12 protein-coding genes are annotated in these 13,215 nt (G+C 39.3%); all 12 read left to right on the forward strand.

All coding sequences use genetic code 11. The annotated features are described in order from the left end of the window. Window positions 1-13 precede the first annotated feature (13 nt). The 12 genes from PK1910_RS01745 (at window position 14) to PK1910_RS01800 (ending at window position 13,173) form a co-directional block, all read left to right on the forward strand. Window positions 14-1,246, forward strand: coding sequence for a serine hydroxymethyltransferase (locus PK1910_RS01745; protein WP_287511104.1), 1,233 nt, complete (start codon window positions 14-16; stop codon window positions 1,244-1,246). Window positions 1,247-1,430: 184 nt separating this feature from the next. Further along, window positions 1,431-2,057: a uracil phosphoribosyltransferase gene (gene upp, locus PK1910_RS01750; RefSeq protein WP_008601199.1), complete on the forward strand. Its 627-nt coding sequence runs from the start codon at window positions 1,431-1,433 to the stop codon at window positions 2,055-2,057. 239 nt (window positions 2,058-2,296) lie between these two features. Continuing rightward, window positions 2,297-3,322 carry a sugar-binding transcriptional regulator gene (locus tag PK1910_RS01755; RefSeq protein WP_008714121.1) on the forward strand — a complete coding sequence of 342 codons (1,026 nt, stop codon included), beginning with the start codon at window positions 2,297-2,299 and terminating at the stop codon, window positions 3,320-3,322. A gap of 67 nt (window positions 3,323-3,389) precedes the next feature. Further along, window positions 3,390-4,400 (forward strand): type I glyceraldehyde-3-phosphate dehydrogenase, encoded by a 1,011-nt coding sequence (gap, locus tag PK1910_RS01760; protein ID WP_004697289.1) that lies wholly within the window; start codon window positions 3,390-3,392, stop codon window positions 4,398-4,400. A 13-nt stretch (window positions 4,401-4,413) separates the two neighbouring features. After that, a complete protein-coding gene (locus tag PK1910_RS01765; protein WP_021148264.1) occupies window positions 4,414-5,592 on the forward strand; it encodes a phosphoglycerate kinase in 1,179 nt (392 codons plus the stop codon). 1 nt (window position 5,593) lies between these two features. After that, window positions 5,594-6,364 carry a triose-phosphate isomerase gene (tpiA, locus tag PK1910_RS01770; RefSeq protein WP_024061891.1) on the forward strand — a complete coding sequence of 257 codons (771 nt, stop codon included), beginning with the start codon at window positions 5,594-5,596 and terminating at the stop codon, window positions 6,362-6,364. Window positions 6,365-6,377: 13 nt separating this feature from the next. Next, the gene (gene gpmI, locus PK1910_RS01775; protein WP_021148262.1) at window positions 6,378-7,904 is read left to right on the forward strand and encodes a 2,3-bisphosphoglycerate-independent phosphoglycerate mutase; all 1,527 of its coding nucleotides are present in this window, start codon (window positions 6,378-6,380) and stop codon (window positions 7,902-7,904) included. Between the two features lie 117 nt (window positions 7,905-8,021). Continuing rightward, window positions 8,022-9,305 (forward strand): phosphopyruvate hydratase, encoded by a 1,284-nt coding sequence (gene eno, locus PK1910_RS01780; protein WP_287511107.1) that lies wholly within the window; start codon window positions 8,022-8,024, stop codon window positions 9,303-9,305. 187 nt (window positions 9,306-9,492) lie between these two features. Continuing rightward, a complete protein-coding gene (locus PK1910_RS01785; RefSeq protein ID WP_287511108.1) occupies window positions 9,493-10,503 on the forward strand; it encodes a GspE/PulE family protein in 1,011 nt (336 codons plus the stop codon). Beyond that, a complete protein-coding gene (locus PK1910_RS01790) occupies window positions 10,487-11,506 on the forward strand; it encodes a type IV pilus twitching motility protein PilT (protein WP_287507669.1) in 1,020 nt (339 codons plus the stop codon). The genes PK1910_RS01785 and PK1910_RS01790 overlap by 17 nt, the downstream gene beginning before the upstream one ends. Before the next feature lie 8 nt (window positions 11,507-11,514). Further along, a complete protein-coding gene (locus tag PK1910_RS01795; protein WP_287511110.1) occupies window positions 11,515-12,690 on the forward strand; it encodes a type II secretion system F family protein in 1,176 nt (391 codons plus the stop codon). Window positions 12,691-12,726: 36 nt separating this feature from the next. Beyond that, complete coding sequence (locus PK1910_RS01800; RefSeq protein WP_004697182.1) at window positions 12,727-13,173, forward strand: competence type IV pilus major pilin ComGC; 447 nt, start codon at window positions 12,727-12,729, stop codon at window positions 13,171-13,173. Window positions 13,174-13,215: the final 42 nt, after the last annotated feature.

Below are 13,215 nucleotides of genomic sequence, written 5' to 3' on the forward strand. Positions count from 1 at the left end.
GAGGAGGATACTCATGAGTTTCTTAGAAAAACAAGACCCTAATATTCAAGCTGTTATCAACCAAGAGTTAGCACGCCAACGCGATAAATTAGAAATGATTGCTTCTGAAAATTTTGTTTCTCAAGCTGTAATGGAAGCTCAAGGTAGCGTATTGACTAACAAATATGCAGAAGGGTATCCTGGCAAACGCTATTATGGCGGTTGTGAAAATGTTGATGTTATTGAAACATTGGCTATCGAACGTGCAAAACGCCTGTTCGGTGCAGAACATGCTAATGTACAACCTCACTCTGGTTCTCAAGCAAACTTTGGCGTGTATTTCGCATTATTACAACCAGGTGATACTATTGTGGGTATGAACTTGTCCCACGGCGGTCATTTGACTCATGGTTCTCCAGTTAACGTATCTGGTACATATTTCAATGTAGTACCTTATGGTGTAGATGTTGAAACACAACAAATCGACTACGATGAGTTCCGTAAAATTGTATTAGAAGCAAAACCTAAGTTGATTATCGCTGGTGGTAGTGCTTATAGCCGTCAAATCGACTTTAAGAAAATGGCTGAAGTGGCACACGAAGTAGATGCTATTTTCATGGTAGATATGGCTCACTTTGCTGGACTTGTAGCAGCTGGTTTACATCCAAACCCTGTGGAATATGCAGATATCGTTACTACAACAACTCATAAAACATTGCGTGGCCCTCGTGGTGGTATGATTCTTTGCAAAGAAAAGTATGCTAAAGCAATCGATAAAGCCATCTTCCCTGGCATCCAAGGTGGTCCTTTGATGCATGTTATCGCTGCTAAAGCTGTAGCATTTGGTGAAGCTTTACAACCTGAGTTCAAAGTATATGCACAACAAGTCATCGACAATGCAAAAGCGTTGGCTGCAGCATTACAAGAAAAGGGCTTAACAATTGTTTCTGGCGGTACAGATACTCATGTTATGCTTGTAGATGTTCGTAATACTGGTTTAACTGGTAAAGAAGCTGAACACTTACTCGATGAAGTAGGTATTACATGTAATAAAAATACAATTCCATTTGATCCAGCTAGCCCATTTGTAACAAGCGGTATTCGTCTTGGTACGCCAGCTCTTACAACACGTGGTTTGCAAGTGAAAGATATGGAAGAAATTGCCGATATTATTGCAGTGGTTCTTAAAAATCCTGAGGATAAATCGGTCCATGAAGAAGCTAGTAAACGTGTTGCTGCACTTTGTGAAGCGTATCCATTGTACTAATCGATTGTATTAATATTAAATATATATTTATAGTCCTATAAGTTTATAGGTAGTGTAAAAGGGGTGTGCCATCGGCACATCCCTTTCAATATTTTTATGGCATGATTTTCTAATCTGTGATAGAGTAAATATGATAGTTAATCGCTAGAATGGGATATGTATATTGTTTTATAGGAGGACAGTCATGAAAGTTAATGTTATGACACATCCATTGATTCAACACAAAGTTACATTGATGCGTGACGTACAAACAGGCTCTAAAGATTTCAGAGAACTACTTGATGAAATTACTATGTTGATGGGGTATGAAATTACACGCAACTTACCACTTGAGGATGTGGAGGTAGAAACACCACTAACTAAAATGACTGGCAAACGAATTGCAGGTAAAAAACTGGGTATTATTCCAATTCTTCGCGCTGGTCTAGGTATGGTAAATGGTATGCTTAGTTTAATTCCAACTGCAAAAGTTGGTCATATTGGTTTGTACCGTGATCCTGAAACTTTGAAACCAGTAGAATACTACTGTAAACTACCATCTGACGTAGGGGAACGCGACTTCATCGTAACTGATCCAATGCTTGCTACTGGTGGTAGTGCAGCCGCAGCGATTACATTGCTAAAAGAAAAAGGTGCTAAACATATTAAATTAATGTGCTTAGTAGCTGCTCCTGAAGGGGTAGAAGCAGTAAATAAAGAACATCCTGATGTTCCTATTTATGTAGCAGCACTTGATGAAAAGCTTAATGATCATGGTTACATCTTGCCTGGCTTAGGGGATGCTGGTGACCGTATCTTCGGTACAAAATAAAATACAATAAAACGACATATTAGAATATAATAAGGGGACATGGCGACATATTATTAGATTTGAAATAATAACAAATTATCTAAGGCGTATGTCGTTTTCTCTTATTTAGGGTTGAATAAAAATTACATAAGGTATACAATACAAGTGTAAAAGTATTTTTTTATTTTAGGTGGGACGGATTTTGTTCACATGGGACGAAAAACGATTCATGTAATCCCAACGGGTAAAGGAGGGACCCGATGAACGAATTTCTAATGATATGTGAACGTATTGTTCCTGAAATTGTTAGTGTATTGAAGGAGCGATACAAAATACTAAACCACCTTGTTTATGAAGAGCCTATAGGCCGTAGAACATTAGCTACCGCAACGGATCTTCCAGAGCGAACCGTACGAAGTCATATTGAGTTAATGCGTGCTAATGGTCTTGTAGACATTTATAAACCAGGGATTTTTCTCACTGATGAGGGACATGCAATTGTTCCGAAGTTACGAAATTTTTTAAATGAGCTAGATCGTATTAACGAGCTAGAACATCGATTGACTGAAGCACTTCATATCGATAGAGTTGTTATTACACCTACAGAAGGAACCTTGATGGTTAAAAAGTTAGGTTTTACAGCGGCAAAGTTATTGCAAGACCTATTGAAACCTAATGCAGTAGTAGCCATCAGTGGCGGTAGCACCATGGCAGCAATAGCTGAAGAAATGCCTATCTTACCTTTCAATCCTACTGTGGTACCAGCCCGTGGTGGCGTTGGTGAAGTAGTGGAATACCAAGCTAATGTAATTGCTTCGGTGCTTGCTGAACGACTAAGTGGTTCCTATAAGATGCTCCATTTACCTGATGGACTTTCACAAGACTCATTACATATGCTCATGACTTGTGAACCACAAATTAAAGAAATTGGAGACCTCATTAGTAGGACTGACGTACTATTATTTGGTATTGGTACTGCAATGCGCATGGCGGATCAGCGCCATATTGCCGATGATGTGCGTAAGCAGTTGGTAGATAATCATGCGGTAGGTGAAGCACTTGGTCAATATTGTGACATTGAGGGTAAGTTAATTTATTCTACCAATAATATTGGTTTATCACTTCCCGATGTAGTAAAGGTTCCCAATGTTATTGCTGTAGCTGGTGGACAAGAAAAAGCGAGCGCTATTATAGGTGTGATGCGAGCTTGTCAGAAAGGTATACTTATCATTGATGAGCAAGCAGCCGAAGGTATGCGTCAATTGTTACAAATTTCTGCCTTATAGGCGAATTAGTAGTTATAAATTTTAGTTTGAATTTGGTTAGAATTTTTGTTATTAGGAGGATCTAACAATGGCAGTAAAAGTTGGTATTAACGGATTTGGTCGTATTGGTAAATGTGTAGTTCGCGCAGCGATTAATAATCCTGATGTGGATGTAGTGGCAATTAATGCAACTGGTGATAATGAAGGTACTGCATTATTGTTAAAATACGATTCCGTACACGGTACAATTCCTAATGAAGTAACATTTGATGAAGAAAATATCTACGTTGATGGTAAAAAAATCCGTGTATTCCATGACCGCGACGCTTCTAAATTACCATGGTCTGAAGAAGGCGTAGAAATTGTTATGGAATGTACTGGTAAATACCGTGATGCAGAGGAAGCAAAGGTTCATTTGAATCAACCTACTGTAAAAAAAGTATTAATCTCTGCACCTGGTAAAAACGAAGACTTAACTATGGTTATGGGTGTTAACCAAGATATGTATGATCCTGCAAAACATCACATTATCTCTAATGCATCTTGTACAACAAATTGCTTGGCTCCATTTGCTAAAGTATTATGTGATGAATTCGGTATCAAACGCGGTATGATGACTACAATTCATTCCTACACTAATGACCAAAAAATTCTTGATGCACGTCATAAAGACCCTCGCCGTGCTCGTGCTGCAGCAATGTCCATCATTCCTACAACAACTGGTGCAGCGAAAGCTGTTGCTAAAGTATTGCCTCAATTAAAAGGTAAATTAGATGGTTTTGCATTGCGCGTTCCTACTCCAGACGTATCTGCTACAGATCTTGTTTGCGAACTTGAAAAACCGGCTACTAAAGAAGAAATCAACGAAGCATTTCGCAAAGCAGCAGCCGGTGAATTAAAAGGTATTCTTGGTGTATCTGATGTACCATTGGTATCCTGTGATTTCAGCTCTGATCCTCGTAGCTCCATTGTTGATGCTGATTTGACAATGGTTATGGATGGCAACATGGTAAAAGTTGTTTCTTGGTATGACAACGAATGGGGTTACTCCGAACGTCTTATCGACATGGCCGCATTTGTAGCAAGCAAAGGCTTATAATCAGGAGGCTTTGATGAAACAAACAATTGAAGGTTTACAAGTAGCTAATAAAACAGTATTTGTTCGTGTTGATTTTAATGTTCCTATGAAAGATGGTGTCATCACTGATGACACTCGTATTCGTAGTGCATTACCTACTATCAATTACTTAATCGAAAAAGGGGCAAAGGTTATCCTTGCTTCTCACTTTGGTCGTCCTAAGGGAGAACGCAAACCAGAAATGTCTTTGGCACCATGTGCTAAGCATTTATCTGACCTTATCAACAAGCCTGTAGCATTCGTAGATGACTGTATTGGTCCTAAAGTTGAAGAAGCTGTAAAAGCATTACAATCTGGTGATGTATTGATGCTTGAAAATTTGCGTTACCACAATGAAGAAACTAAAAATGACCCTGAGTTTGCTAAGCAATTGGCATCTCTTGCAGATGTTGCTATCAATGATGCGTTTGGTGTATCTCACCGTAATGCGGCATCTGTAGTCGGTATTGCTGATTATATCCCTATGGCAGCAGGTTTCTTGCTCAAAAAAGAAATTGACGCATTAAGTGCAGCTATAGTACATCCCAAAACACCTATGGCAGCTATTATTGGTGGCGCGAAAGTTACAGATAAAATCTCCGTTATTTCTAACTTATTGCCTAAAGTTGATGTAATGATCATCGGCGGTGGTATGGCTAATGCGTTCATTAAAGCGCAAGGTTGCAATATTGGTAGCTCCTTATTTGAAGAAGGTCAAGAAGTTATCGCTACAGACCTTGTTATGGAAGCTCGTGTAGCAGGTGCTAAATTACTAACACCTATTGATGCTGTAGTAGCAGATGCTTTCAGCAACGATGCTAATACTAAAATCGCTGATGTTGATCAAATCGAAGATGGCTGGATGATATTAGATATTGGGCCTAAAACCCGCGAACTTTATGTAGAAGCATTGGCGCCAATGAAGACTATTATTTGGAATGGTCCTATGGGCGTATTTGAAATGGAAAACTTTGCAGCTGGTACAAATGCAGTAGCGAAAGCTGTAGCTGAATCTGATGCGATGACTATCGTTGGTGGTGGCGACTCTGTAGCAGCCATTGAAAAAAGTGGTTTAGCAGATAAAATTAGCCACATCTCCACAGGTGGCGGTGCATCTTTAGAATTCTTAGAAGGCAAAATCCTACCGGGTATTGCTGCATTGTCCGAGGCATAATATGAGAAAACCCATTATTGCAGGGAATTGGAAAATGAATGGCACCATTGCATCTGGATCAATTCTGATCGAAGCGTTTAACAGCGTGTTACAAGATATGGAATTGTCCTGTGATGTAGTTGTATGTCCGCCTTTTACAGCTATCGAACGTGCTGTAGTATTGACGAAAAATACAGCTATTGAAGTAGGTGCACAAACTATGGATTATCATGATGCTGGTGCGTTTACTGGTGAGATTTCACCACTTATGCTTACAGAAGTAGGCGTTAATTATGTAATCATCGGTCACTCTGAGCGCCGTGAATATTATGGCGAAACAGATGAGACCGTTAATGCAAAAATTAAAAGTGCATTTCATCATAATTTGAATCCTATTGTCTGTGTTGGTGAAAGTTTAGAACATCGTGAAACGGGTCATACACTTGATTGGATTACGTCTCAACTAAAAGGGGCTTTGGCTGATATTCCGAAAGAACAAGTCAGTCAATTAATCATTGCGTACGAACCAATTTGGGCTATCGGTACGGGCAAGACAGCAACGGCTGATCAAGCTGAAGAGGTATGCAAAGAAATCCGCAATTACATTCGATCTTTATATGATAATGAAACTGCCGATGCAGTACGCATCCAGTATGGTGGTAGCGTTAAATCAGAAAATGCACTAGAAATCCTTGGAGAGCCTAATATTGACGGTGCTCTCGTAGGTGGTGCATCACTTGTGGTCGATGAATTTATTGATATTATTAAAGCTGCAAACCAAGTAAGCGCTTAATATGAGGTTACAAATGGCTAAATTAGAGGCTCCCGTAATGCTAGTCATCCTAGATGGCTTTGGCTTGGGGGATAAATCAGACACAACCAATGCTGTAGTACAGGCGAAGCCGCTCTGTTTTAATCGATTATGGGATATGTATCCACATACAACATTAGAAGCATCAGGGCTTGCGGTAGGCCTTCCAGAAGGTCAAATGGGAAATTCTGAAGTTGGCCATTTAAATCTTGGCTCTGGTCGCATAGTGTATCAAGATTTGACTCGTATTACTAAAGATGTCGAGTCTGGTGAGTTTTATAATCGCCCTGTTATGAAGGAACTATACGAAGTAGCTAAGAAGCAAAGCTTACATCTTATAGGCCTAGTTTCAGATGGCAATGTGCATTGCTCCTTAGATCATATTAAGGCAGTCATCAAGGGGGCTCATGATAATGGAATCGAGCATGTGTATGTCCATGCTTTGCTCGATGGTCGTGATGTAGCTCCACAATGTGCACAAGGCTATTTAAAGGACTTAGAAACGTATATGGCTGATCTCAATTGTGGTAAAATTGCTACAGTTAGTGGTCGCTATTATGCAATGGACCGCGATAATCGTTGGGACCGCGTTGAATTGGCATATAATGCCATCGTACATGGTCAAGGTGAAATAGCTACATCTGCATGTGAAGCAGTGCAACAGTCTTATGATAAAGATGCGGCAGATGAGTTTGTACTTCCTACGGTGATTGATGCTGCAGGGACTATCAAAGATGGAGATGCGGTTATATTCTGTAACTTCCGCCCAGACCGTGGTCGTGAACTTACAAAGGCACTAGTGTTACCTGATTTTGATGGCTTTAAACGGGAGCCACTATCTATATATATGGCAACTATGACAAAATACGAGGATGGTTTGCCCGTACATATTGTGTATCAAAAGGATACATTATCTGAAACATTAGGTGAAGTTCTAAGTACAGGTGGTTATCGCCAATTGCGCATCGCGGAAACAGAAAAGTATGCTCATGTTACATATTTCTTTAATGGCGGTGAAGAGGAACCCTTTGAAGGGGAGGACCGCATTCTCGTAAAATCCCCTCAAGTGGCCACCTATGATTTACAACCAGAAATGAGCGCTTATGAAGTGACCGATAAGGTTGTACAAGCAATACAAGATGAAACATATGACATGATCATCTTGAACTTTGCAAATCCAGATATGGTTGGTCATACTGGTAGCTTTGAAGCTGCCGTTAAAGCGGTTCAAGCAGTAGATACTTGTTTAGGTCGTATCGTGGAGGCTATTCGTAGCAAGAAAGGTCATCTGTTAGTTACAGCAGATCATGGTAATGCAGAGCTTATGGTTAACCATGAAACAGGTAAGGTACATACGGCACATACAACGAACTTGGTTCCTTTAATTTTAATGAGCGACAGTTTAAAAACAGCTACATTAGAAGCTGGTAAATTATGTGACATTGCTCCTACATTATTAGATTTAGCTGGGATACAACAACCAAAAGCTATGACAGGTCACAGCTTGGTACATAAAGCATAATATGGAGCTTTCACTATATTAGTAGTTAATTAGAGTTATAAGCCTATAAGGTTTAGCTCAATATATATAATGGCTGTCAGATGGCAGTTATTCCATTAGATTATATGAGGTGAAAAAATGGCAGTAATTGAACAAGTCATTGCAAGAGAGATTTTAGATTCCCGCGGTAATCCAACAGTTGAAGTTGAAGTATGTTTAGAAGATGGTACTATTGCGACAGCAGCTGTTCCATCTGGTGCTTCCACAGGTATGTTTGAAGCCGTAGAATTACGGGATGGAGATAAATCCCGTTACTCCGGTAAAGGTGTTTTAAAAGCTATCGATAATGTAAATGCTAAAATTGGTCCTGCACTTATCGGTTATGACGCTACAGAACAAGTGGCAATCGATAACTTGATGTTGCAACTTGACGGTACAGACAATAAATCTAACCTTGGTGCAAATGCAATTCTTGGCGTATCCATGGCAGTAGCTCGTGCGGCGGCTGAATCTTTGGACTTGCCATTATTTGTATATCTTGGTGGCTTCAATGCTAAAGAGTTGCCAGTTCCTATGATGAATATCTTGAATGGTGGCGCACATGCAGATAACAACGTAGATATTCAAGAATTCATGATCATGCCTGTAGGCGCAAAATCTTTTGCAGAAGCTCTTCGTAGCTGTGCAGAAGTATATCACACCTTGAAATCCGTACTTCACAGTAAAGGTCTTAGCACTGCAGTAGGCGACGAAGGTGGTTTCGCACCTAACTTGTCATCTAATGAAGAAGCATTAGAAGTAATCTGTGAAGCTATTAAAGCTGCTGGTTATGAACCAGGAAAAGATTTCAAATTGGCACTTGATTCTGCATCTTCTGAATTCTACGAAGATGGTAAATACAATCTAGCTGGCGAAGGCAAAGTTAAAACAGCTGCTGAAATGGTAGACTTTTACGAATACCTAGTAGGTAAATATCCAATCGTATCCATCGAAGATGGTCTTGCTGAAGAAGATTGGGAAGGCTGGAAATTGTTGACAGACCGCCTTGGTGACCGCGTACAACTTGTTGGTGATGATTTATTTGTAACTAACACAAAACGTTTGGCTCGTGGTATTGAGCTTGGTGTAGGTAATTCTATTCTTGTAAAAGTTAACCAAATCGGTACTCTCACTGAAGCATTCGATGCTATGGAACTTGCTAAACGCGCTGGTTATACTTGCGTGGTATCTCACCGTTCTGGTGAAACTGAAGATACATTCATTGCTGATATCGCTGTAGCTGTAAATGCTGGTCAAATCAAGACTGGTGCACCGGCTCGTTCTGAACGTGTAGCAAAATATAATCAATTACTTCGCATTGAAGAAATGTTATACGAAACAGCTCAATATAAAGGTAATGACGTTTTTTATAACTTAAAATAGGATACGTTATATCTAATAGTCCAATAAGGGCGCCCTTTGGGGCGCCTTTTTTGTATGTCTAAAAAAGAAAAGTTTTCGCTTCGTGGATTTTTAAAAATAAAAGAGGGATTTAGGGGTTGATGTCGAAACCTATAACGCCATACGCTAGTGTGAGGTAAAAACATACCGCAAGGTATTGGAGGTGACCATGTATGTAGACGTAACATTAGACGATATTATCTTGTATGCCTTAGAGCACCATGTAAGTGATATCCACTTTGATCCCGTTGAAAGGGGTGCTCATGTTCGGTTGCGACAAGATGGACTGCTGCAACATTACATGACTGTATCATTTGAAGAAGCTGAACTCATTATCAACCGTATTAAGGTTTGTAGCTCTCTAGATATTAGCGAGAAGCGTTTACCACAAGATGGGCGTTGGTCTTGGAGTCATAAAAATAAGTCTGTAACGATGCGTGTATCTACATTGCCCAGCTTATACGGAGAAACCTTAGTATGTCGCCTTATGGGAAATGAAGGGAGTCATAAAGACTTAAAAGAATTAGGCATGCAGCCGGATATCTTTGAGCACATTGAACAATTATTAAAACGTCCTTATGGATTATTACTTATCTGTGGACCTACAGGCAGTGGTAAGACAGCTACTTTATATGCCATGCTTCGCATGTTAAATTTAGACGAAACTAAGCTTATCTGTCTTGAAGATCCTGTAGAAGCCGAAATCAAAGGGGCTATACAAATTGGTATTAATGAAAAGATTGGATTTACCTTTGCCAAAGGTCTTCGCTCTGTATTACGGCAAGATCCAGATACGATTATGATTGGTGAAATTAGGGATAAGGAGACCGCAGAGTTAGCCGTTAAGTCTGCTTTAACGGGGCATCGCGTATTATCTACTATACATACCAATACAGCTATAGGCGTTGTAACGCGACTCATGGATATGGGCGTAGAGCCGTACTTAATACGGGCTACTTTAATGGGGGCTATTGCACAACGGCTAGTACGAAAATTCGATGGTACAGAATATCAGGGACGGACTGCTCTATTTGAATACTTAGAAATACCAGCTAATTCAGCTCATTGGGACGAATTAGAAACACATTTATTATTGTCATTAGAAGAGTCTGCTCGTAAGGCCGTATCTCAGCATGTTACATCTATAGAGGAGGTGCATCGTTGTGGACTCATGCTGTAAGAGTGAAAGTTTAGAAACTATTGTAGAAAATGCAATACAACTATCATCAACAGATATTCATCTACAATGTGGTCAGCCTATCTATTTGCGACATGGTGATGGATTAAAGGCTACTTCATTTATGTGTACTACAGAATTAATCGAGGATATATTGCGCCGTTGCGGTATAGCATCCTATGAATGGCAGTCTCTTGATGAGGCTTGTTCCTGTTGTGGTGTGCGTATCCGTGTTCATCTATATCGAGCTAATCAGACCATATGCGGTACATTGCGATTACTTTGTCATCAGCAACTTAAGTTAGATGATAATAGTGAAGGTCAGTTATTACAAAAGCTATGTGAAGCACATGATGGTCTATTGCTTGTTTGTGGCCCTACAGGCAGTGGTAAAAGTTTTACCTTAGCTTGTTGTATTGATTATATAAATCAGACTATGGAGCGTCACATTATTACCTTAGAAGACCCTATCGAATTTGAGTTTGTATCTAAAAAGTCTTTAATACATCAACGACAATTAGGTGCTGATATTAATACTATGTCAGATGGTATTCGAGATGCTTTACGAGAGGATCCGGATGTCATTATGGTAGGCGAACTTCGAGATCGTGAAACCCTTGAAGCGGCACTTCATGCGGCAGAGACTGGTCACCTTGTAATGGCGACTATGCATACACAGCGTGCAGTGATGGCGGTTCATCGCATGATTTCTCTATTTCCTGGGGAGCAGCAAGAAGAGATACGTAATCAAATATCTCAAGTGTTACGAGCCGTTATATGTCAGCGTTTACTTCGATGGAATAAAAAGTTCATTACCATTCGTGATATTTTGCTAAATACCCATGCAGTAGCAAATTTGATACGGACCCGTAAGGAACCACAAATCATATCTATTCAAGAAACGCAACTACCGATGAAAACATTAGAAATGGCTGTGCGAGATGTAAAGGCACAATATGGAGCCCAACAGCAATTGCATACCTTGCTTGATCAACAATTATCGTAGGTGAATATATGGAGGCTTATGAATATGTCGTAAAAAATAATCAAAATGAAACAGAAAAAGGTTTGATGTGGGGGGATTCAGAACAAGAAATTGCAATACGGTTAAAACGAGATGGTTATAGAATTTATAAAATATCGTTGCAGGATAAAAGAAAGAAACATAAATGGAATCATACTATGGTGGTAGATGTGACTTATCAATTAGGTCTACTCATTGAATCTGGTGTTCCATTACGGCGAGCCTTACAGTTGCTCTGCCAGGGGAAACGAGGACTACTCTATACAGCTTTATATGAATCCATAGAGCGTGGTCAGACTTTATCACAGGCTTTACGAAGTGAAGGATGTCCTCCTATTGCTTTGGCTTTACTAGAAAGTGGTGAAGCAGCGGGCACTTTGGGTGAGAGTTTACAATATATATCCCGTCACTATGATTGGGAGAGGCAGCTGAAACAAAAGGTTATGAGTGCTATTTCCTACCCTTTATTTCTTCTTTTAATGATGAATATATTTTTTATAGTTACCATTTTGTTTATTATTCCTTCGTTTGAAAAGGTATTTACTACTATGCATATTACATTACCTTTGATGACGCGAGCTCTTTTTGCATTAGGACAAGGGTTAAAATCGCATCCTCTAATGGTAATAGCTATACATTGTGTTGTAATAGGTTCCTTAGCATTTGCTTATAAACAGCATAGTATAAAGTGTAAAGTACATCGTTGGCTTTGGCTGTTGGCTCACCGATACCAATGGAGTACTTGTGTGTATTATACAAGTATGTTAAAAGTTTGGGCTCTTTTACTAGATTCTGGTATTTCTATCATTCAAACCATGAATATTACTCGCCCTTTGTGGGGGAATATATATGGTGTTGAATGTAGTAAACAAGTGGAAGCAAGATTATTATCAGGACACTCACTGGAAGAAAGTTTACGTAGTGGTCAGATAGGAAACGCTTTTATATGGCAAATGGTGTCCATTGGAGAAGAGAGTGGTGAATTAGTAAAAATGTTAAACCACTGTGGCTGCTACTATGAATCTATACTTTCAAAATATATTGCTCGTTTAGAACGATTATTGGAACCGATTTTACTAACCATAATGGGAATCGGTGTAGCCGTATTAGTTGTATCTGTTATGTATCCCTTATTTACGTCCATTGCCAACTTAGGAGGGCAATAGATAATGTTATTACTTAACTATTAAAAGGAGAATATTATGAAGTCTGTTATGCATATGATTCATGGAGTGAATCATCGATTAGAAATGTGCGGTCAATGGGTCGTAGATCGATTACATATTTCTCGTGTTCGAGAAGGGTTTAAAAAATCGAGAAAAGGCGGATTTACTCTCGTTGAATTAATGGTTGTAGTAGCGGTTATCGCTATATTAGCGGCTATTGCGATGCCACAATTCTTATCTGCTGCGGATAAAGCTCGAAACGCTAAGGAAACAGCAGATATTCAAATTATAAAAAATGCTACTCAATTGTATATGATTGACAAAAATGTCGATACACCTCCAACAGTAGAAAATCTATATAAGGAAGGATATCTTACTGAACATGTTAAGACTGCAAAAGGAAAAGAATACACTATTACTTATGAAGTTGTCAGTGGTGGGACTTCAAAATCTGTTGTTGTTAAAGCACCTAATGAGCCTTAATTAACTTGTATAGATTATGAATTACATACGTTAGTTATATGA

The organism is Veillonella parvula (genome assembly GCF_036456085.1).
GTDB classification, from domain to species: Bacteria; Bacillota; Negativicutes; order Veillonellales; family Veillonellaceae; genus Veillonella; species Veillonella parvula_E.